This is a genomic window from Luteimonas sp. A534 (genome assembly GCF_054072805.1).
Genome location: NZ_JBSVRR010000003.1, coordinates 96,868 through 117,954, shown reverse-complemented (window position 1 = coordinate 117,954; position 21,087 = coordinate 96,868). Strand labels below are relative to the sequence as shown.

Below are 21,087 nucleotides of genomic sequence, written 5' to 3'. Positions count from 1 at the left end.
CTGGAAGCTCAGGGCCGGACGTCGGCGATGATCCCGAACGAACGCTGGCGCAGCGCCGGGTCGAAGATGTCGGACACCACCATCAGCTCGTCCGCCCCGGTGCGTTCGACGAACGCGCGCATGCCCGCTCGCACCGTCTCCGGGCCGCCGATGATGCTGCAGGCGAGCATCTGCGAAGCCTGCATCTTTTCCTGCGGCGACCAGTAGCTGTCGATGTCCGCGATCGGCGGCTGGGTCAGGTTGCGCACGCCGCGGAACATGTCGGCGAAGGACATCTGCTGCGAGGTGGCGAGGAAGCGCGCCTCCTCGTCGGTGGGGGCGGCGATGATGTTCACGCCGACCAGCGCATAGGGCTTGTCCAGCTGCGCGGAAGGCTTGAAGCGCTCGCGGTACACCTGCAGCGCCTGGTCCAGCGCCTGCGGCGCGAAGTGCGATGCGAAGCCGTAGGGCAGGCCCAGCTCCGCTCCCAGCTGCGCACCGAACAGGCTGGAGCCCAGGATCCACAGCGGCACCTCGGTGCCCGAGCCCGGCACCGCCTCGATCCGCTGGCCTTCGCGCACCGGTGCCAGCCAGGCCTGCAGCTCCTGCACGTCCTGCGGGAAATGCTCGCTGCTGGCCGGATCGCGGCGCAGCGCGCGCAGCGTCATCTGGTCGGTGCCGGGCGCGCGGCCGAGGCCGAGATCGATGCGGTCCGGGAACAGCGTCGCCAGCGTGCCGAACTGCTCGGCGATGATGTACGGCGCGTGGTTGGGCAGCATGATGCCGCCGGCACCCACGCGGATGGTGCTGGTGCCGGCCGCGACATGCGCGATGACCAGCGAGGTGGCGGCGGTCGTGACCGCCGGCATGTTGTGGTGCTCGGCGATCCAGAACCGCGTGTAGCCGAGGCCTTCGGCATGGCGCGCCAGGTCGCGCGCACCATCCAGCGCCGCACGCCGGTCGGAGCCCTGGCCCACGCGGCCGAGTTCGAGGATGGAAAGTGCGACGTCGCGGGGGGCAGTGTGCATCCGGGGCTCCTTGCGCAAGGCGGCCAGCGGCCCGTTTGCCGCGGCGCCCGCGCGCCCGCCGATCATACAAGCGCCTGCGCGATGTACCCGGGCACGGCTGGCACGCCGTGTCCGCCGTCTCCGGGCGCCCGGGTTCAGGTGACGTAGAGATCGACGTAATCGTGGACCGGCATGGCCTCCAGTGCCGCCTGGTCCAGGCTCGCAGCGAGGATCGCCTCCCGCCGCGGCTCCGGGAAGCGCCGCCCCAGGTTGCGGCGGAACTTGGCTTCCAGCAGCGGTATGCCCTCCTCGCGCCGCCGTCGGTGTCCAACCGGATATTCCACCTCGACTTCGTCCAGCGCCGTGCCGTCGTTCAATTCCACCGCCAGTGCATTCGCGATGCTGCGCTTGTCCGGATCGTGGTAGTCGGCGGTGTACTGCGGGTCCTCGACGCAGGTGATCTTCGCGCGCAGCGCGTCGATGCGGGGATCGGCAGCAACATCGTCTTCGTAGTCGGCGGCGGTCAATCGACCGAACACCAGCGCCACCGCGACCATGTACTGGATGCAGTGGTCGCGGTCGGCCGGATTGTCCAGCGGACCCCGCTTGTCGATGATGCGGATGCAGGCGGCCTGCGTGCGGATGGTGATCGCGGCGATGTCCTCGGCGCTCCCGCCGGCCTGCTGCATCCGTTCGTGCAGCAACAGCGCCGCCTCGACCGCGGTCTGGCCGTGGAACTCGGCGGGGAAGCTGATCTTGAACAGCACGTTCTCCATCACGTAGCTGCCGTAGGGCCGCTGGAAGCGGAAGGGCCGGCCCTTGAACGACACGTCGTAGAACCCCCAGGTCGGCGCGGTCAGCGCGCCCGGATAGCCCATTTCACCCGTGGCGGCGATCAGCGCCAGGCGCACCGCGCGGCTGGTGGCGTCGCCCGCGGCCCAGGACTTGCGGCTGCCGGTGTTGGGCGCGTGGCGGTAGGTGCGCAGGCTCTGCCCGTCCACCCAGGCGAGCGACACCGCGTTGAGGATCTGCCCGCGCGACAGGCCCAGCAGCCAGGCCACCACCGCGGTCGACGCCACCTTGACCAGCACCACGTGGTCCAGACCGACCTTGTTGAAGCTGTTCTCGAGCGCCAGGCAGCCCTGGATCTCGTGCGCCTTGATCATCGCGGCCAGCACGTCCTTCATCAGCAGCGGCGACTTGCCGGCGGCGACGGCGCGGCGGCTCAACCAGTCGGCCACGGCCAGGATGCCGCCAAGGTTGTCCGACGGATGCCCCCATTCGGCCGCAAGCCAGGTGTCGTTGAAGTCCAGCCAGCGGATCATCGTCCCGATGTCGAAGGCCGCCTTCACCGGATCGAGCTGGAAACGGGTACCGGGCACCCGGGCGCCATGCGGCACCACCGTATCCGGCACGACCGGCCCCAGCAGTCGCGTGCAGGCGGGGTAGTCCAGCGCCTCCAGGCCGCAGCCCAGGGTGTCGATCAGGCAGTTGCGCGCGATCGTCCAGGCCAGCGGCGAGTCGATCGCGTAGCCGATGACGTAGTCGATGATGTCGACCATCGCCTGGTCGGGGTCGGGGCGGACGTTGCTTGTCGGCGTGGTCATGATGGCCCTCGCATGCGGCAGTGCCCCGAACCTACGCCCCTGCCCCCGGCTTTCCCATTGCATGCGCTTCACAACGGTCCCGCACGCAGGCGTGTATCGCGCTTGACGCCATGGCCGGCGCATTCCAACCTTCCTTGATGAATACAACGCTGGTCCGCAACGCGGACGTGTACGCGCCCGAGGCGCTGGGACGCCGGGACCTCCTGCTGGGTGGCGGCAAGGTGCTGTGGATCGGGACCGATGCGCCCGACCTGCCCGCGGCGTTTGGCGCGCAGACACTCGACCTGGGTGGCCGCCGCCTGCTGCCCGGCCTGGTCGACAGCCACGTGCACGTCACCGGCGGCGGCGGCGAAGCCGGGTTCGCCAGCCGCGTGCCGGCGCCGATGCTGTCGCGCTACACCCGCAGCGGCGTGACCACGGTGGTGGGCCTGCTGGGCACGGACGACGTCGCGCGCGGCACCCGTGAGCTCGTGGCGCAGATCCACGCGCTGCGCGAAGAGGGCCTGTCCGCCTACGGACTTGCCGGCGGCTACCACCTGCCCCCGGCGACGCTGACCGGCAGCGTACGCGCCGACCTGGCCTTCATCGAATGCCTCATCGGCGTGGGCGAACTGGCGATCAGCGACCACCGCTCGAGCCAGCCGACGCTTGAGGAACTGCTGCGCATCGCGTCGGAAGCGCACGTGGCGGGACTCATGACCGGCAAGGCCGGCATCGTCCACCTGCACCTGGGCGACGGCCCGCGCGGGCTCGACCTCGTGCGCCGCGCGCTCGACGAAAGCGAACTGCCGCCGCGCGTGTTCAACCCCACCCACGTCAACCGCCGCAAGGCGCTGTTCGAGGAGGCGATCGCGCTTGCGCGACGCGGCTGCAGCATCGACATCACCGCCTTCCCGGTGGCGAAAGGCGAGGACGCCTGGAGCGCCGCCGACGCGCTCGTGCGCTACCTCGACAGCGGCGCGCCGCGCGGGCGGGTCACCATCAGCTCCGATGCCGGCGGCTGCCTGCCCTGCTTCGACGCCGAAGGGCGCGTATGCAGCATGGACGTCGGCCACTCCGGTGCACTGCTTGAAACGCTGGCCGAACTGCTCGCCCGCGGCATCGCCCTGGAAGACGCGCTGCCGGCGTTCACCAGCAACGTCGCCGACCTGCTGCGCCTGCCCTCGAAGGGGCGGATCGCGGCCGGTGCCGACGCCGACCTGGTGGTGCTCGACGACGACGGCGCGGTGGCGCATGTGTTCGCCGGCGGCCATCTCCACGTGCGGGACGGCGCGGTTTTGCGGCATGGTACGTTCGAAAAAATGGATCCCCAGGACAACAGGAGCAGTTGATGCCGAGCAAGCCCCCCGACGGGGAACACCGCGGCTGGATCATTCCGATCGGCGGTGCCGAGGACAAGGACACGAACCCGCGCATCCTCGAGCGCTTCATCGATCTGAGCGGCGGCAGCGAAGCGGACATCGTGGTCATTCCGACCGCCAGCCGCCTCAATGAAACCGGCCTGCGCTACGAGACACTGTTCGGCGACATGGGCGCGGCCCGCGTCACCGTGCTCGACTTCGACACCCGGCGCGACTGCCAGGAACCCGGCCGGTTGGCCCGGCTGGCCGAGGCCAGCGGCATCTTCTTCACCGGCGGCAACCAGCTGCGCCTGTCGACCATCCTCGGTGGCACCGACGTGGCGCGCACGGTGCGACAGCGCAACGCCCAGGGCGTGACCGTGGCCGGCACCAGCGCCGGCGCCGGCTTCCTGAGCGAGCACATGATCGCGTTCGGCAAGGAAGGATCATCCCCGCGTGCGAGCAGCGTGCGCCTCGCACCAGGGCTCGGACTGACCAACCGCTTCGTGATCGACCAGCACTTCCGCCAGCGCGACCGCCTCGGCCGCCTGACCGCCGCGCTCGCCTACAACCCGTTCGCGATCGGCATCGGCCTGGACGAGGACACCGCGGCCTTCATTTCGCCCGACGACATCCTCGAGGTCGAGGGCAGCGGCGCGGTCACGGTGGTCGACGCCCATGACCTGCAGTTCTCCTCGATGGCCCACGCCGACGAGGACGACCCCGTGTGCATGCTCGGCCTTGGCGTGCATATATTGATCGCCGGGGCCACGTTCAACCTGCATACGCGGCGGGCTTCCGCCGGACGCCTCGCCACCCGCAAGACCTGACCCAGGGGACTCCTTCCATGCGCATTCTTGAACGCTCCATCTATGTTGGCCCGTCCCTGCATGCGCATTTCCCGGTCATCCGGCTGCTGCTGGACCTCGGCGAACTCGAACAGTGGCCCACCGCACGCCTGGGCCCCGGCTTCATCGACGGCCTGCTCGCCGCCCTGCCCGGCCTGGCCGAGCACGGCTGCTCCTACCGCGAGCCCGGCGGCTTCCTGCGCCGCATGCGGGAAGACGAAGGCACCTGGCTCGGGCACGTGTTCGAGCACGTGGCGATCGAGCTGCAGAACATCGCCGGCGAGGACGTCACCTTCGGCAAGACCCGCAGCGTCGACGACCGCCCGGGCGTCTACACGGTGGTCTACGAGTACGCCCAGCGCGAGGAAGGCATCGCCGCCGGCGAGCTCGCGATGCGCCTGGTCTGCTCGCTGCTGCCCGACGCGATCCGTCCCGAAGGCAGCGTGCCCGGGGACTGGCAGTGGGAAGACGCACGCGACGACTTCATCCGCTACGCCCAGCGGCGCGCGCTGGGTCCGTCCACCGCCTCGCTGGTGCGCGCGGCCAAGGAGCGTGGCATCCCGTGGCTGCGCCTCAACGAACAGTCACTAATCCAGTTCGGCCACGGCCGCTACCAGCAGCGCATCCAGGCCACCGTGACCGGATTGACGCCGCACATCGCCGTGGAGCTGGCCAGCGACAAGGAGGAGACCAACAAGATCCTCGGCTCGCTCGGCCTGCCCGTGCCGCGGCAGGTGCTGGTCACCAGCCAGACCGATGCGCTCAAGGCCGCGCGCAAGCTCGGCGGCCCGGTCGTGCTCAAGCCCTACAACGGCAACCATGGCCGCGGCATCACCATCAACATCACCGATGACGACGAGATCCGCGCCGCATTCGCCGCCGCGCAGGAGCACTCGCGCTCGGTGATCGTGGAAACCTTCCAGCCCGGCGACGACCACCGCCTGCTGGTGATCAACGGCGAGCTGATCGCCGCCACCCGGCGCACCCCCGGCCACGTGCTCGGCGACGGCCGCAGCACGATCGCCGAGCTGGTCGATCGCGTGAACCAGGATCCGCGCCGCGGCATCGGCCACGAGAAGGTGCTGACCCGGCTCGAGCTCGACCGCGAGGCGGGCCTGATGATGGAGCGCGTCGGCCACACCGCGGACTCGGTGCCTGCGGTCGACGAGGTCGTGTTCCTGCGCTCCACGGCGAACTTGTCCACCGGCGGCACCGCCACCGACGTCACCGATGTCATCCATCCCGACAACCGCGAGATGGCGGTGCGCGCGGTGCGCGCGATCGGCCTGGACGTGGGCGGCGTGGATTTCATCAGCCCCGACATCACCGAAAGCCACCGCCGCATCGGCGGCGCGATCTGCGAGGTCAACGCCGCGCCCGGCTTCCGCATGCACGTGGCGCCAAGCGAAGGCACCCCGCGCGACGCCGCCGGACCGGTGATCGACATGCTGTTCCCGCCGGGTTCGCCCACGCGCGTGCCGATCGCCGCGGTGACCGGCACCAACGGCAAGACCACGACCGCGCGCATGCTCGCGCACATCGCCAAGATGTCCGGGCACACGCCGGGCCTCACCACCACCGACGGCGTCTACATCGACGGCCAGCGCACGGTCGAGGGCGACATGACCGGACCGGTGTCCGCGCGCATGGTGCTGCGCGACCCGACCATCGACCTGGCGGTGCTGGAAACCGCGCGCGGCGGCCTGCTGCGCGCCGGCATGGGCGTGACCGCGGTCGACGTCGGCGCGGTGATCAACGTACAGGCCGACCACCTCGGCATGAAGGGCATCGACACCCTGGAACAGCTGGCCGAGATCAAGCGCATCGTGGTGGAAGTGGCCACGGAATGCGCGGTGCTCAATGCCGACGATCCCAATGTGCTGCGCATGTCCGGCTACACCAAGGCACGCACCATCTGCTACGTGACCATGAATCCCGGCCACGGCCTGGTGCGCGAGCACGTGCGCGCCGGCGGCCGCGCCTGCGCGCTGGAGGAAGGCGTCAACGGCCACATGATCACGCTCTACGACAAGGGCAGCCACATCCCGCTGCTGTGGACGCACCTGATCCCGGCGACGCTGGAAGGCCGCGCACTGCACAACGTGCAGAACGCGATGTTCGCGGCCTCCATGGCCTTCGCGATGGGGCTCAAGCTCGACGACATCCGCCACGGGCTGCGCACCTTCGACACCACCTTCTTCCAGGCGCCCGGCCGGATGAACGTGTTCAACGAACATCCGTTCAAGGTGCTGTTCGACTACGCCCACAACGCGCACGCCGTCGGCGTGATGGCCGACCTCGCGCAGCGCCTGGACGTGGAAGGCCGGCGCATCGTGGTGGTGGCCGGACCGGGCGACCGCCGCGACGACGACCTGGTCGCGATCGCGCAGGCGGTGGCCGGCCGTTTCGACCACTACGTCTGCCGCCGCGACGACAACCTGCGCGGCCGCGATGGCGACGAGGTGCCGAACATCATCGCCCAGGCACTGCGCGATGCCGGCGTCGGCGATGACGCGATCTCGGTCATCCCCGACGAACAGCAGGCCATCGACGCCGCGCTGCGCATGGGCGCGTCGGGCGACCTGCTGCTGGTGTTCGCCGATGCCCTGGCGCGCTCGTGGAAGCAGGTCACCAAGTTCAAGCCCGAAGGCTCGGCCGCCGACCCCACCCGGGCCGTGCAGCCGCCGCTGCCCGTCGTCCATGTCGAGGAGCCCGCCTACGACATGGAAGGACTGGTGCGCGAGGAGCGCGGCCTCGTGTTCGCGCCGGAAGAGGACAGCGACTGACGCCCGGCGCAGCGTGCTGCCGGCCATGCCGGTCGCGCGCTGACACCGGGCTGCACGCCACGACGATGACCGACACCACGCCGCCCTTCGACGACTCCCGCCGCCTGACCGGTCCCAACCTGTATTTCGCCGCGCCCGGCGCGGTGCTGGAGACGGGGGTCGGCGCGCCGGTCGCGCCCGCGCTGATCACCGCCTGGCGCCAGCGCATCGGTCGCGCGCGCAATGCGCTGGGCTGGCCCGACGGCACGATCGTCATCCGCGAGCACGCCAGCGGCGCGAGCCTGGCCTTCACCGCGCCTGCCGACCTGCTGTACACCGCCACCGAGGTCAACGAGTGGGCCTGGCTGTCGGCGCTTGCCGAGGCCGGCCTCGACACCGGCGAAGCCGTGCTGCAGCCCGGCCATGCACCCATCGGCGATGACGATGCCGCCCTGCGGCTGCTGCGCGCCGCCGCGGCGGGTGAAGGCCTGCCGCGCCTGCCCGCACTGCGCCACGCCGCGAAGGACCGCAACCTGCCCTTCCTGCTCGATGACGAGCAGCTGTCGATCGGCACCGGCACCGGCAGCCTGACCTGGGACAACCACGCCCTGCCGCAGCCCGGCGACGTGCCGTGGGAGCAGCTGCACGCGATCCCGGTGGCCCTGGTCACCGGCTCCAACGGCAAGACCACCACCGTGCGCCTGCTCACCGCCATCGCCATCGCACACGGCTGGCACACGGCGAACAGCTGCACCGACGGCATCTACCTCGACGGCGCGCTGATCGAAGGCGGCGACTACTCCGGCCCCGGCGGCGCCCGCAGCCTGCTGCGCAACCGCCAGGCGCAGGCCGCGATCCTGGAGACAGCGCGCGGCGGCCTGCTGCGCCGCGGACTCGGCGTCGAACGTGCCGACGTGGCCCTGGTCACCAACGTCAGTCCGGATCATTTCGGCGAATACGGCATCCACGACCTCGACGGCCTGGCGCAGGTGAAGCTGACCGTCGCCCGCGCGATCGATGCCGGCGGCACCCTCGCGCTCAACGCCGACAACGCACTCCTGCGCCGCCATGCCACCGCCGTCGATGCCCCGCTGGCGTGGTTTTCCGTCGACGACGCCCATCCGCTGCTGCAGCAGGCGCGGGCGGAGGGCCGCCGCAGCTGCGGCGTACACGAAGGCCATCTGCGGCTGTTCGACGGCGCCACCACGCACGACCTCGGCGCGATCGCCGACATGCCGCTGACCCTGGGCGGCCTGGCCGCGCACAACGTACAAAACTGCGCCGCCGCCGCGCTCGCGGCCGCCTGCCTGGGCATCGAAGCCGGCACCATCCGCGACGTGCTCGCGCGCTTTGGCAGCGACCATGGCGACAACCCCGGTCGCCTGCAGCGCTGGACGCTTGGCGGGAACGTGCAGGTCTACGTCGATTACGCGCACAACCCCGATGGCCTGCAGCACCTGCTGGGGCTTGTCCGCCAGGCGCACCCCGAAGGCGGCCGCCTGCACCTGCTGCTGGGCCAGGCTGGCAACCGCAGCGATGACGCCATCGCCGACCTTGCGGCCACGGCCGCGGCGAATCGCCCGGACCGGGTCGTGCTCAAAGACATGGAGGGCTACCTGCGCGGGCGCGAAAGCGGCGCCGTCGCCCGGCTGCTACGCGAGTCGCTGGTCCGCCACGGTGTCGCCGACGACGCCATCATCGAATGCCTGGACGAGACCGAGGCCACGCGCCTGATCCTCGCCAGCGCGCGCCCCGACGACAGCCTGGTGCTGCCCGTGCACGCCGCCGGCAGCCGTGCCATGGTCACCGACCTGCTCGACCGCCTGCATGCGCAGGGCTGGGCCGCGGGCGACATGGTTCCGGAGTCCGGGCAGCCGGAATAAGGCCCGGCTGGTGCGCAACCGCGCTCCCAGGTCAAGGGAACGGTGCTTCCCAGCACCATGCACGCGGCCGTCAACTCCTCGCCCGTAAGATGAACGGGCTCACACTCCGCACGGGGTGTGCCACCCATTCTTACCGGACGCCCACGGCGTCCTTCCAGGAGGACCGACCATGGTCGCAACCGTCGAACGCCGGTACGCACCCACGTTCCATCCGCTCCACGCCCTGCTGCTGGGCGGCGCCGTCACCCTGTTCCTGGGCGCATTGCTGAGCGACATCGCCTACGCACGCACCTTTGAGATCCAGTGGAACAACTTCGCATCCTGGCTGATCGCCAGCGGCCTCGTGGTGGCCGGCATCGCCATGGTCTGCGCCCTGATCGGCCTGGCACCGTCCCGCCGCACCCGCAACGCGGTGCTGCATGCGCTGCTGTGGCTGGCAACGTGGATCGTCGGTTTCTTCAACGCGCTGATGCATGCCCGCGACGCGTGGGCCAGCATGCCCGGCGGCCTGGTGCTGTCGGTGATCACGTTCGTCCTCGCCTGCGTGGCGACCTGCTTCGCCGTCTGCGCGACGCGCACCGGAGGTGTGAAGTGAACCGTCTTTCCCTGCTGGCCGTTGCCACGACCGCCCTGGTCCTGGGCGCCTGCAATCCCGACCCGGGCCCGCTGCAGTACGGCACCGAGGTGGATCTGCCCGACCCCAAGCGCGGCCTGCTGCCGCAGATGGTCATCGCCGACCCCGCCGACTGGGGCGACAGGCTGCCGATCGTGCCGGACGGCTATGAGGTCCGCGCCATCGCCACCGACCTCCTGATCCCGCGACAGACGCTGGTGCTGCCCAATGGCGACATCCTCGTGGCCGAAGGCCGCGGCGGCAACGCGCCACCGCTGAAGCCCAAGGACATCATCGCCGGCCCGATCAAGGCCGCCGGCACCACCCCGGTGAAGGGCGGCAACCGCCTGACCCTGCTGCGCGACGCCGACGGCGACGGCAACTACGAGCTGCAGACAGTGTTCGCCGACAAGCTCAACGCCCCGTATGGCATGGCACTGGTGGGCAACAAGCTCTACGTCGCCAACCAGGACGCCGTGGTGCGCTTCGACTACCAGCCGGGCCAGACCCAGGCCAGCGCCGCGACGCCGGAAACGCTCACCGAGCTGCCCTCCGCGATCAACCACCACTGGACCAAGGCGATGGCCGCCAGCGCCGACGGCCGTCTCCTGTATGTCGGCATCGGCTCCAACAGCAACATCACCGAGCGCGGCATGCTGGCCGAGTCGAACCGTGCCCAGGTCTGGGAGATCGATGCCGAAACCGGCATGCACCGCCCCTACGCCACCGGGCTGCGCAACCCGACCGCGCTGGCCATCCAGCCGGGCAGCGGACAGCTCTGGGCCGTGGTCAACGAGCGCGACGAGATCGGCCCGGACCTGGTGCCCGACTACCTGACCTCGGTCCGCGACGGCGGCTTCTACGGCTGGCCGTGGGCCTACTGGGGCAACAACGTGGATGACCGCGTGCGCCCGGAGAACCCCGAGAAGGTCGCGGCGTCGATCACGCCCGACTACAGCCTCGGCGCGCACGTCGCCTCGCTGGGCGTCGACTTCTCCAGCGCAACGATGGGCCCGCAGTTCGCCGACGGCGCCTTCGTCGGCATGCATGGCAGCTGGAACCGCTCCGAGCCGGTGGGCTACAAGGTCGTCTTCGTGCCGTTCCGCAACGGCCAGCCGGCCGGCGATCCGATCGACTTCGCCACCGGCTTCCGCGATGACGACGGCACCACCCGCGGCCGCCCCGTGGGCGTGACCGTGGACCCGCGCGGCGCGGTGCTCATCGCCGACGATCTGGCGAACATCGTCTGGCGCGTGACCCCGGTCGGCGGCACGGCGGCCCTGCCGTCCGACATGCCTGCCGACGCGGCCCTCCAGGGTGACGCGGCGGATCTCGCCGCGGACGCTCCGGCCGCGCCAGAGCCGGAACAGCCCTAAGCGGGCTTCGACGGGCCCCGGGTCGCGCGCGCGCGGCCCGGGGCCCGCTGCTTTCTGGCCGCCGGCGGCTGCGGGGCGGACGATGGCATCGCCTGGGCCTGGACGTCCTGCAGGCAGGCCAAGGCATCCACGTACGCGGTGAAATGCCGCAGGTAGCCCGGGGACTCCTCGCGCATCAGCACCAGGGTGCGATGCACCAGGGTGACGGAGTTGAGCGGCCCCGCATCGGCGGGCGCGGGCGCCAGCGCACGGCGCAGCTGCTCTTCGGTCCGCATGCGTGCCCACAGGGCGCGGAATCCCTGCAGCGCCGGCAGTTCCGGCCAGGCCGGGCGATCCGGCTGCCTTGCATCCGCGGCGAGCACTTCGCGCTCGTCGCGCCACGCATCCAGCGTGTCCAGCAGCCCGGCGAGCGACATGCCGCCGTCGCGCACGCTACCGCTCACCGGCCACCTGCGCCTGCTGTCCCTGGCGCGGCACCGGCGCCATTTCCACGCGGCGGTTGCGCGCGCGGCCGTCTTCGTCGGCATTGGAATCGACCGGATGCCCGGCGCCGAAGGCCGCCGCGAACACCGACGACGCCGGCACGCCCTGCGCGATCAGCGCGCGGGTGACGGTCAGCGCGCGCTGTGCGGACAGCTCCCAGTTGTCGGCGAACTGGCGGTTGCCGCCACGGACCTGGCGGTCGTCGGTGAAACCGCTGACCATGAGGATCTCGTCGCGCGAGGCGAGGAATTCGGCGAGCGGCGCGGCCAGGCTGTCCAGCAGCTCCTCGCCCTCGGGCTGCAGGCGGTCGGAATTGAGCGCGAACAGCACGCTGCCGCGGATGCCGATGCGGCCATCGACCAGGGTGATGCGGCCGCTCGCCAGCGGCGCGGCCAGCGCCTGCTCCAGCGTCTCGCGGCGCTGCTGCTCGGCCTGCCGCTGCGCGACCTCTTCCTGCAGCCGCGACTCCAGGTGCAGCTGCACGCCGATCACGCCGACCAGGATCAGCACGAACACGCCCAGCAGCACCGACATCAGGTCACCGAAGGCGGCCCAGACCGGCACCGCCGAATCGGCGTCGCCGTCGATCTCCAGGCTCATGCCGCATCGGCTCCGGCATGCACGGCCGGCAGCTGGCGGAGCTCGCCGATGATCTGCTTCTGCGCGAGCACGCTCAGGTCCACGACCTCGCGCGCCTGGGCCACGTAATAGGCCAGCTGCTCGTCGCTGCGCGTGCCTGCTGCCTCCAGCGCGCCGGCAATGCCTTCCAGCCGCTCCGTGAGTGCGGCATTGCTTTCACCGAACTGCTGCACGGCCCCGGCGAGCGACTCGCCCAGGCTGGCCACGCCGGCAACCCCGGCATCCACGCGCGCAGCGGCGGCATCGAGCACGCCGGCGCCGGCCTCGACCTGGTCGCCGAAGCGGGCGCCGGCCTGCTCCAGGAGCGACGAGGTGGTGGAGACCAGCGCATCGATCGCACCGCGCTGCTCGGTGGAGGCGTGGTTCACGGCTTCGAGCAGGGTGCCCAACGTGTCCATCAGCTGGGTGCGCTCGGCGAGCAGCGCGGTGTCGCGCACCATGCTGTCCGACAGCTTCTGCCGCAGTTCGGCCACCACTTCGGCGGCCGCGCGCGGCGCTTCCGATGCCGCGTCGACAAGCGTGGCGATCTCGGCGATGGTCGCGGCGGCGTGCGCCTGCGACTGCGTGCCGATGGCGTCGGCCGCGCGCGCCAACGCGTCGCAGACGGCCTGCTGCCGGCGCGCGGCGTCCTCGCCGATGCGCTCCCAGTCGTCGCGCAGTGCGGACGCCATGTCCGCCACCTGCCCACGCCAGGCGTCCAGGCGCTGTCCGTCGGCTTCGGCCAGCGTCGCCTGCAGGCGCGCGTGCGAGCCGTCGACCTCGTGCAGCAGCGCCGTGGCCTGCGCCGCGAAGCCGGCGGTGGCCGCATCCAGCGCCTGCCGGTGGTGCTCGGCCAGGCCCCTGTGCTGGGCCTGCTGACGCGAGAGCGCCTCGTCCCAGGCGGCGCCGACCTGCAGCGCAGTGGCATCCAGGCGGGAGGACACGTCGTCGAGCAGCGCGCCCGAACGCTCCACGAAGCGCTCGCCGGCGGCGTCCAGGCCGGTGCGCAGCGCCTGCGCGAGCGACTGCTGCGATGCCGCCTGTTCGTCCATCGCCCGCTGCCACAGCGCGGTGGCCGCGCTGGCGTTGGCATCGAAGCCGGCGCCGAGCGCGGCCAGCTGCCGGTCGACGGCGCTGGCGACGGTCGCGTTGAGCTGCGCCGCCTCGCGCGTGAGCGTCTCCATCGCGGCCGCCACTGCCGGCTGCACGGCCTCGGCCGCGGCCCGCGCGCTGTCGGCGGCGCTGCGTTCGAGCGACTGCGCCATGGCGTCGGCCAGCCGCTGGTAGGCCGCCGCCGTTCCGGCATGGAAGGCGTCCTGCTGGCTGGCCTGTTGCGCGTGCGCCGCCCGGGCCTGCTGCTCCAGCGCGTCGGTCATCGCCTGCAGGCGCTCGACCAGCGCCGGCATGGCCCCGGCCTGCAGCTGCATCAAGCGCAGCGACTCGTCGCGCTGGTGCGCCCGCGAATGCACGCGCAGGCTGGTCGCGACCGCCGCGTCGAGCGCGCGCACCGCGGCCGCGCGCTCGCGGCGGCACAGCGCCGACAGCAGGCCCAGCATCGCCGAAGCCGCCACGCCCGCGATCGACGTGCCGAAGGCGACGCCCAGGCCCTCGACGGGTGCTGCCAGCGAATCGCGCACCGCCTGCAGGTCACTGGCCGACTGCAGCGCCAAGCCGGTGCCTTGCAGGGTCAGCAACATGCCCAGCAGGGTGCCGAGCATGCCCAGCAGCACCAGCATGCCGACCAGATAGGGCGTGAGCGCGGGGGCCGGCAGCGGTGACTGCCCGCCTTCGATGCGCAGGCGCACCGCGGTGCGGAGCGAGGCGTCAACGCGGTCCAGCCATCCGGCAAGCGCGTCCGCAGGCGCCGGCGGCGCATCGAGCGCGGCCACCAGGGTCGCGGTCGCCTGCCGGTAGCGGTACAGCTCGAGGCCGCCCACGAGGTAGAGCACGCAGATCAGCGCGGTGACCGCCAGCGCGAGTGCGTGGCTGCCGACATAGCCCGCACCGATCCAGCACACGGCCAGCAGGCCGGCGGCGAAGACGAATCCGTTGAGGAAGGTTTTGTTCATGCGTCCAGTCGTGGGGTGCGGAGCGCCGCCAGCAGCGCTTCGATGGGTTGGAAACGTAAGTCGAGTTCGGCCAGCAGCACCTGCCGGGCCTCGGTGCGGAAGCGCGCGCGCCATGCGTCCGGGCCCGCGGCGGGCGGCGGCTCGCCCGCGCCGTGCAGCGCGTGCAGGTGTTCGAAGCGCGCCACCAGCGTCGGGATGACGGGGGCCAGCAGCGCGTGTTCGCGCGGCGCCAGCAGGCCTTCCATCACCGCATCGATGCCAGCCAGGCGCGCGTGGCCGTTTGGACGCCGCGCCAGCCGCTCGCGCAACTCGCCGCGCAGGCGCCCGGTGGCGGCCTGCATGTCGCGCTGCAGCCCCTGGCAATGGCGCAGCACCTCGGCGGCCCCGGCCGTGGCATCGGTGCCGGTCTGGCCCCGGCGCGGACGCAGCGGCAGGGTCCAGTCGCGGGCGTCGTCGGTGATCGCGGCCTCCAGCGTGGCGCGCCGGCGGCGGCAGTCGTCGGCGATGCGCTCGTCCGCGTCGGCTCCATCGGCTCCGTCGTCCGGGGAGCCGGCGTCGCCTCCGGCCGCGTCGGCGTCCGGGACGTCGGGGGCGTCATCGAGGGCATGCGACAGCGCCACGGCCCGCTGCCAGTCCAGCCACGCACCCAGCCTGTCCGCGGCCGAGTGCGTCGGCGGGGCGGCATGCCGCCCCGTCAACCGCGCCAGGAGGCGGGCCAGGGAGGCGCCGGGGACAGGCGCCGGGGAGTGGAGGTCCGGCATGCGATGGCCAAAAAACGACCATTTTAGCGCGCACCGGGGGCCAGGCCGGGACCCGGCGCCCGGGAATGGCCCGCGGGCGCTATTCGACGGTCACGCTCTTCGCCAGGTTCCGCGGCTTGTCGACGTCGGTCCCGCGCGCAAGCGCCGTGTGGTAGGCCAGCAGTTGCACCGGGATCGTATGCACGATCGGGCTCAGAACGCCGACGTGGCGCGGAGTGCGGATCACGTGCACGCCCTCGCTCTCGCTGAAGTTGCTGTCGGCGTCGGTGAACACGAACAGCTCGCCGCCGCGCGCGCGCACTTCCTGCATGTTCGACTTCACCTTCTCCAGCAGGCTGTCGTTGGGCGCGATCACCACCACCGGCATGGCATCGTCCACCAGCGCCAGCGGTCCGTGCTTGAGCTCGCCGGCGGGATAGGCCTCGGCGTGGATGTAGGAGATTTCCTTGAGCTTGAGCGCGCCCTCGAGCGCGATCGGGTAGTGCACGCCACGGCCCAGGAACAGCGCGTGCTGCTTGGGCGTGAAGCTCTCCGACCACAGTGCGATCTGCGGCTCCAGGTTCAGCGCGTGCTGCACGCTGCCCGGCAGGTGGCGCAGCGCTTCGATGTACTCCGCTTCCTTCTCGTCCGAAAGCCGGCCGTTGAGCTTGGCCAGCGTGGCCGCCAGCGCGAACAGGCCGACCAGCTGGGTGGTGAAGGCCTTGGTCGAGGCGACGCCGATCTCGGCGCCGGCGCGGGTGTAGAACACCAGCTTGCTGGCGCGCGGGATCGCACTCTCGGGCACGTTGCAGATCGACAGCGTGTGCGCGTGGCCCAGCGACTTGGCGTACTTCAGCGCTTCCATGGTGTCGAGCGTTTCGCCCGACTGCGAGATCGTGACCACCAGGTGCTTCGGGTTGGCCACCGCGGTGCGGTAGCGGTATTCGCTGGCGATCTCGACGCTGCACGGCAGGCCGCTGATCGCCTCGATCCAGTAGCGCGCCACCGAGCCCGAATAGAAGCTGGTGCCGCAGGCGAGGATCTGCACGCCCTCGACCTCGCGCAGCACGGCCTCGGCGTCCTTGCCGAACAGGGTGGGCTCGAACACGCCGGCGTCGATGATCGCCTCCATGGTGTCGCCCAGCGCGCGCGGCTGCTCGTGGATCTCCTTCTGCATGAAGTGCCGGTAGGGACCGAGCTCCAGCGACGCCAGCGAGACATCGGACAGGTGCTCTTCGCGCACGACCGGCTGGTCGTTGCCATCGAACACCTGCACGCCTTCACGGGTGACTTCGGCGGTGTCGCCTTCCTCGAGGAAGATCACGCGACGCGTGGCCTGCAGGATGGCCGACACGTCGGAGGCGATGAAGTTCTCGCCTTCGCCCAGGCCGACCAGCAGCGGGCAGCCCATGCGCGCGCAGACCATGCGCCCGGGCTCCTTGCGGCTCACCACGGCCAGCGCGTAGGCGCCATGCAGCTCCTTGACCGCGCGCTGCAGCGCCGCGAGCAGGTCGTCGCCGCCCTTGAGGTAATGGTGGATCAGGTGGGCGATGACCTCGGTATCGGTCTGCGACTCGAACTCGTAGCCCAGCGCCATCAGCCGCTCGCGCTGCTGCTCGTGGTTTTCGATGATGCCGTTGTGCACCAGCGCGACGCCGTGGCTGACGTGCGGATGGGCGTTGGATTCGGTGACGCCGCCGTGCGTGGCCCAGCGGGTGTGGCCGATGCCGAGCGTGGCGCTGAAGCCCTCGCTGCCGGCGGCCCCTTCCATTTCCGAAACGCGCCCGGTGCGGCGCACGCGGCGGATGTCGCTGCCCTCGACAACGGCGATACCGGCGGAATCGTAGCCGCGGTATTCGAGACGCTTGAGCCCTTCGATCAGGACAGGAACCACATCGCGATCCGCGATCGCGCCGACGATGCCGCACATAGGTGATGGACGCCTTGGTTGGGAACTTCACGAGTTTAACGGCGAAAGGCGGCGGGACCGTCCGCCGGACAGCGCGGGTGTCCGGGCGGACACCCGGACACCCGCGACGAATCAAACAAAATCAATGGCTTGGCGTTGGCACGGCGCTTGCGTCACTACAGGGCAGACAGCCCCCTTTGCAGAGACCACCGCCTCCATGGACCCGATCCGCGCCCGCATCCGCGACACCTCCGGCCAGGACCACGCGTCCGCCGCCGCGCCCGCCGCGCGCCGCCTGCTGCGCAAGCCCTGGGTGGTGGGCACGGTGGCCGGCGCGCTGCTTCTGGCGCTCGCGGCCTGGGTGGCGGTGGGCTGGAGCAGCGGTGGCCGCTCGCACGACGCCGCGCGCCTGCGCATCGCCCAGGTGACGCGCGGCGACCTGGTGCGCGACCTCTCCGCCGACGGCCGCGTGATCGCCGCCAACAGCCCGACGCTGTACGCGATCGCCGGTGGCACCGTCGCGCTCAAGGTCGTCGCGGGCGATGCCGTGGAAAAAGGCCAGGAGCTGGCGGTGATCGACAGCCCGGAACTGCGCAGCAAGCTGGTGCAGGAAGAGTCCACCCTCGCCAGCCTGCAGGGCGAAGCCAACCGCGCCGTGCTCGACGCACAGCTCACCCGGTCGGATGCGCAGAAGATGCTCGACCAGGCGCTGATCGACCAGGTCGCCGCGCAGCGCGACGTCGAACGCTACAAACGGGCTTTCGAGGGCGGCGCCGTGTCGCGCAACGACTACGACCGCGCGCTGGACGGATTGAAGAAGGCCGAGATCGGCGTCGCCTCGGCCCGCCAGGATTTTTCGCTGCAGGGCCAGGGCGCCGGCATCGACGCCGGCAACAAGCGCCTGATGGCCGAGCGCCAGCAGGCGGTCGTCGACGAACTGCGCCGCCAGGTGGATGCGCTCACGCTGCGCGCCCCCTTCGACGGCCAGGTCGGCCAGGTGCAGATCGCGCAGGGCACGAACGTGGCCGCCAACGCGCCGATCCTGGGCGTGGTCGACCTGTCGCAGTTCGAGGTCGAGATCAAGGTGCCCGAAAGCTTCGCCCGCGACCTCGGCATCGGCATGCCGGCGCAGGTGACCAGCGTCGGCAAGGCCTGGGCCGCGGAGATTTCGGCAGTGTCGCCGGAAGTCGTCAACGGCGAGGTCAACGCGCGGCTGCGCTTCGCCGACGGCCAGCAGCCGCCCGGGCTGCGCCAGAACCAGCGCCTGTCGGCGCGGATCGTGATGGATACGCGCGATGACGTGCTGATGGTCGAGCGCGGACCCTTCCTCGAGCAGGACGGCGGCAGCTTCGCCTACGTCGTCGACGGCGGCAGCGCGCAGCGGCGCCCTATCCAGACGGGCGCGTCCAGCCTGTCCGCGGTCGAGATCGTTTCAGGGCTGCAGGCAGGCGAACGCATCGTCGTGTCGGGCAGCGACCAGTTCCAGCAGGCGGACCGCGTCCGCATTTCCGGAGAGTGACCATGTACGCAACGACCGGCTTCCCCCACCACCTGAACTGGAGTTCGTTCGAACTGGCCGACGCCGTGCCGCGCAGGCTGAGCGAGCTCTACCGCTTCGACGCCAGGTTCGACGGCCCCGATGACGTGGCCTCCGCCAACGGCGACGTCCACCACGGCCGGATCACGCGCCAGTACGTACCGGCGTCGGCCCTTCCCGACATGTTCCGCGTCGACTGATGCCCACTACCACGCCCATCGAACAAGGATCCACCGCCATGCTGGACATGCGCCAGGTCACCAAGGTCTACCGCACCGAACTGGTCGAGACGCACGCGCTGCGCTCGCTCGACCTGCGCGTGGATGAGGGCGAATTCGTCGCCGTCACCGGGCCCTCGGGTTCGGGGAAGACCACCTTCCTCAACATCGCCGGCCTGCTCGAGACCTTCACCGGCGGCGAGTTCATGCTCGACGGCGAGGACGTGCGCGGACTCTCGGACAACCAGCGCAGCAAGCTGCGCAACCAGAAGATCGGCTTCATCTTCCAAGGCTTCAACCTGATCCCGGACCTGAACCTGTTCGACAACGTCGACGTGCCGCTGCGCTACCGCGGCATGCCGGCCAACGAGCGCAAGCTGCGCATCGAGGATTCGCTGGGCATGGTCGGCCTGGGCTCGCGCATGAAGCACTTCCCGGCGGAGCTCTCGGGTGGCCAGCAGCAGCGCGCCGCGATCGCCCGCGCGCTGGCGGGCAGTCCGCGCCTGCTGCTGGCCGACGAGCCTACCGGCAACCTCGACACGCAGATGGCGCGCAGCGTGCTGGAGCTGCTGGAAGACATCAACCAGCAGGGCACGACCATCATCATGGTCACCCACGACCCCGAACTCGCCGCGCGCGCGCAGCGCAACGTGCACATCGTCGATGGCATGGCGACCGACCTGTCGGTGGAGCCGAGCCTGACCCGCGCCGCGCGCGCCGAACGCATCGCCGCCGAAGCCGAAGCGGCCGACGCTGCCTCCGGAATCTGAGGAACGCCCCCATGTTCGGTTACTACGCCAGGCTCGCGCTGCGCAGCTTCCGCCGCAACAAGATGCTGACCGCGCTGATGGTGCTTGCCATCGCGCTCGGCATCGGTGCGTCGATGACCACGCTGACGGTGTTCCACGTGCTCTCCGGGGACCCGATCCCGGGCAAGAGCGACACGCTGTTCTACGTCCAGCTGGATGCCGACGGCATGGACGGCTACGTCGCCGGAGAGGAGCCCGACGAGCAGCTGACCCGCTTCGACGCCGAGGCGCTGCTGCGCGAGCGCAAGGGCGACCGCCAGGCGATGATGACCGGCGGCGGCGTCAGCATCGAGCCGACGAAGCAGGGCCTGAATCCCTTCGTGGTCGACGCCCGCTACACCTCGACCGACTTCTTCCCGATGTTCAAGGTGCCGTTCGCATTCGGCAGCGGCTGGTCCGCCGCCGACGACGAGGGATCGGCGCGCTCGATCGTCATTTCCTCCGCGCTCAACGCCAAGCTGTTCGATGGGGCCAACAGCGTCGGCCAGACCGTCCGCATCGACCAGAACGATTTCCGCGTGGTCGGCGTGCTGGAGGAATGGATGCCCACGCCCCGCTTCTACGACCTCAACCTGGACCGCTATGGCGAGGTCGAGCAGGTGTTCCTGCCCTTCTCCACGGCCGTTGGCCTGCAGCTTGGCCGTAACGGCTCGATGAGCTGCTGGGGCGACTCGGGCGGCGAGGAGACCGCACTCAACGCCCCCTGCGCCTGGATCCAGTACTGGGTCGAGCTGGACTCGCGGGAGAAGGTGTCGACCTACCGCCAGTACCTCGACAACTACTCGGCGCAGCAGCGCGCCGCGGGTCGCTTCGAACGCCCGGTCAACACGCGCCTGCGCTCGGTCATGGAGCATCTCGACCACAAGCGCGTCGTTCCCAGCGACGTGCGCCTGCAGGCCTGGCTGGCCCTGGGCTTCCTGCTGGTCTGCCTGGTGAACACCGTCGGCCTGCTGCTGGCGAAGTTCATGCGCCGCAGCGGCGAGATCGGCGTGCGCCGCGCGCTGGGCGCGTCGAAGGCGGCGATCTTCGCGCAGGCTCTGGTCGAGGCCGCCGCGGTCGGACTCGCCGGCGGCGTGCTCGGGCTGGTGCTGGCGCTGCTCGGCCTGTGGGCGGTGCGGCAACAGCCGGCGACCTATGCCGAACTCGCGCGCCTTGATCCGGCGATGCTGCTGCTCACCTTCCTGCTCGCGGTCACCGCCAGCGTGCTTGCCGGGCTGCTGCCGGCCTGGCGCGCGTGCCAGGTCGCGCCTGCCATCCAGCTCAAGTCCCAGTAACCGGGGCGCCGG

General features: G+C 70.8%; 17 protein-coding genes. 10 read left to right on the top strand and 7 right to left on the bottom strand.

Annotated elements, in window-relative coordinates:
* Positions 1-8 precede the first annotated feature (8 nt).
* Positions 9-1,007, bottom strand: coding sequence for an LLM class flavin-dependent oxidoreductase (locus ACW5F0_RS08725; RefSeq protein WP_456963558.1), 999 nt, complete (start codon positions 1,005-1,007; stop codon positions 9-11).
* 134 nt (positions 1,008-1,141) lie between these two features.
* A complete protein-coding gene (locus tag ACW5F0_RS08720; RefSeq protein WP_456963557.1) occupies positions 1,142-2,593 on the bottom strand; it encodes a bifunctional 2-methylcitrate dehydratase/aconitate hydratase in 1,452 nt (483 codons plus the stop codon).
* A gap of 137 nt (positions 2,594-2,730) precedes the next feature.
* On the opposite strand from ACW5F0_RS08720, the gene iadA reads away from it, so the two are divergent.
* The 6 genes from iadA to ACW5F0_RS08690 all read left to right on the top strand — a co-directional run bounded on the left by iadA (position 2,731) and on the right by ACW5F0_RS08690 (position 11,418).
* Positions 2,731-3,924 carry a beta-aspartyl-peptidase gene (iadA, locus tag ACW5F0_RS08715; protein WP_456999546.1) on the top strand — a complete coding sequence of 398 codons (1,194 nt, stop codon included), beginning with the start codon at positions 2,731-2,733 and terminating at the stop codon, positions 3,922-3,924.
* Positions 3,924-4,763 carry a cyanophycinase gene (locus ACW5F0_RS08710; RefSeq protein WP_456963555.1) on the top strand — a complete coding sequence of 280 codons (840 nt, stop codon included), beginning with the start codon at positions 3,924-3,926 and terminating at the stop codon, positions 4,761-4,763. Before iadA ends, ACW5F0_RS08710 begins: the two co-directional genes overlap by 1 nt.
* Before the next feature lie 17 nt (positions 4,764-4,780).
* Positions 4,781-7,567 (top strand): cyanophycin synthetase, encoded by a 2,787-nt coding sequence (gene cphA, locus ACW5F0_RS08705; RefSeq protein ID WP_456963554.1) that lies wholly within the window; start codon positions 4,781-4,783, stop codon positions 7,565-7,567.
* 65 nt (positions 7,568-7,632) lie between these two features.
* Positions 7,633-9,429, top strand: coding sequence for a Mur ligase family protein (locus ACW5F0_RS08700; protein WP_456999545.1), 1,797 nt, complete (start codon positions 7,633-7,635; stop codon positions 9,427-9,429).
* 169 nt (positions 9,430-9,598) lie between these two features.
* Positions 9,599-10,024, top strand: a complete 426-nt coding sequence (locus ACW5F0_RS08695; RefSeq protein ID WP_456963552.1) for a DUF2231 domain-containing protein — start codon at positions 9,599-9,601, stop codon at positions 10,022-10,024.
* A complete protein-coding gene (locus tag ACW5F0_RS08690) occupies positions 10,021-11,418 on the top strand; it encodes a PQQ-dependent sugar dehydrogenase (protein WP_456963551.1) in 1,398 nt (465 codons plus the stop codon). Before ACW5F0_RS08695 ends, ACW5F0_RS08690 begins: the two co-directional genes overlap by 4 nt.
* Here ACW5F0_RS08690 and ACW5F0_RS08685 read toward each other — a convergent pair.
* From ACW5F0_RS08685 to glmS, 5 genes are all read right to left on the bottom strand, one after another.
* Positions 11,415-11,861, bottom strand: coding sequence for a DUF2894 domain-containing protein (locus tag ACW5F0_RS08685; protein WP_456963550.1), 447 nt, complete (start codon positions 11,859-11,861; stop codon positions 11,415-11,417). The genes ACW5F0_RS08690 and ACW5F0_RS08685 overlap by 4 nt on opposite strands.
* Positions 11,851-12,501 (bottom strand): OmpA family protein, encoded by a 651-nt coding sequence (locus ACW5F0_RS08680; RefSeq protein WP_456963549.1) that lies wholly within the window; start codon positions 12,499-12,501, stop codon positions 11,851-11,853. Before ACW5F0_RS08680 ends, ACW5F0_RS08685 begins: the two co-directional genes overlap by 11 nt.
* The gene (locus ACW5F0_RS08675) at positions 12,498-14,588 is read right to left on the bottom strand and encodes a DUF802 domain-containing protein (protein ID WP_456963548.1); all 2,091 of its coding nucleotides are present in this window, start codon (positions 14,586-14,588) and stop codon (positions 12,498-12,500) included. Before ACW5F0_RS08675 ends, ACW5F0_RS08680 begins: the two co-directional genes overlap by 4 nt.
* On the bottom strand, positions 14,585-15,349 hold the full coding sequence (locus ACW5F0_RS08670) for a DUF3348 family protein (RefSeq protein ID WP_456999543.1): 765 nt from the start codon (positions 15,347-15,349) through the stop codon (positions 14,585-14,587). Before ACW5F0_RS08670 ends, ACW5F0_RS08675 begins: the two co-directional genes overlap by 4 nt.
* A gap of 79 nt (positions 15,350-15,428) precedes the next feature.
* Entirely contained in the window at positions 15,429-17,258 is a 1,830-nt protein-coding gene (glmS, locus tag ACW5F0_RS08665) for a glutamine--fructose-6-phosphate transaminase (isomerizing) (RefSeq protein WP_456963546.1), read from the bottom strand.
* 196 nt (positions 17,259-17,454) lie between these two features.
* Here glmS and ACW5F0_RS08660 point away from each other — a divergent pair, with 196 nt between their 5' ends.
* From ACW5F0_RS08660 to ACW5F0_RS08645, 4 genes are read left to right on the top strand one after another with little or no spacing between them, the layout of a single operon-like run.
* Positions 17,455-18,756, top strand: a complete 1,302-nt coding sequence (locus ACW5F0_RS08660; RefSeq protein ID WP_456963545.1) for an efflux RND transporter periplasmic adaptor subunit — start codon at positions 17,455-17,457, stop codon at positions 18,754-18,756.
* A 2-nt stretch (positions 18,757-18,758) separates the two neighbouring features.
* A complete protein-coding gene (locus ACW5F0_RS08655; protein WP_456963544.1) occupies positions 18,759-18,974 on the top strand; it encodes a hypothetical protein in 216 nt (71 codons plus the stop codon).
* A gap of 38 nt (positions 18,975-19,012) precedes the next feature.
* Positions 19,013-19,762, top strand: coding sequence for an ABC transporter ATP-binding protein (locus tag ACW5F0_RS08650; RefSeq protein WP_456963543.1), 750 nt, complete (start codon positions 19,013-19,015; stop codon positions 19,760-19,762).
* A gap of 11 nt (positions 19,763-19,773) precedes the next feature.
* Positions 19,774-21,075 (top strand): ABC transporter permease, encoded by a 1,302-nt coding sequence (locus tag ACW5F0_RS08645; protein ID WP_456963542.1) that lies wholly within the window; start codon positions 19,774-19,776, stop codon positions 21,073-21,075.
* The last annotated feature ends 12 nt before the right edge of the window (positions 21,076-21,087 follow it).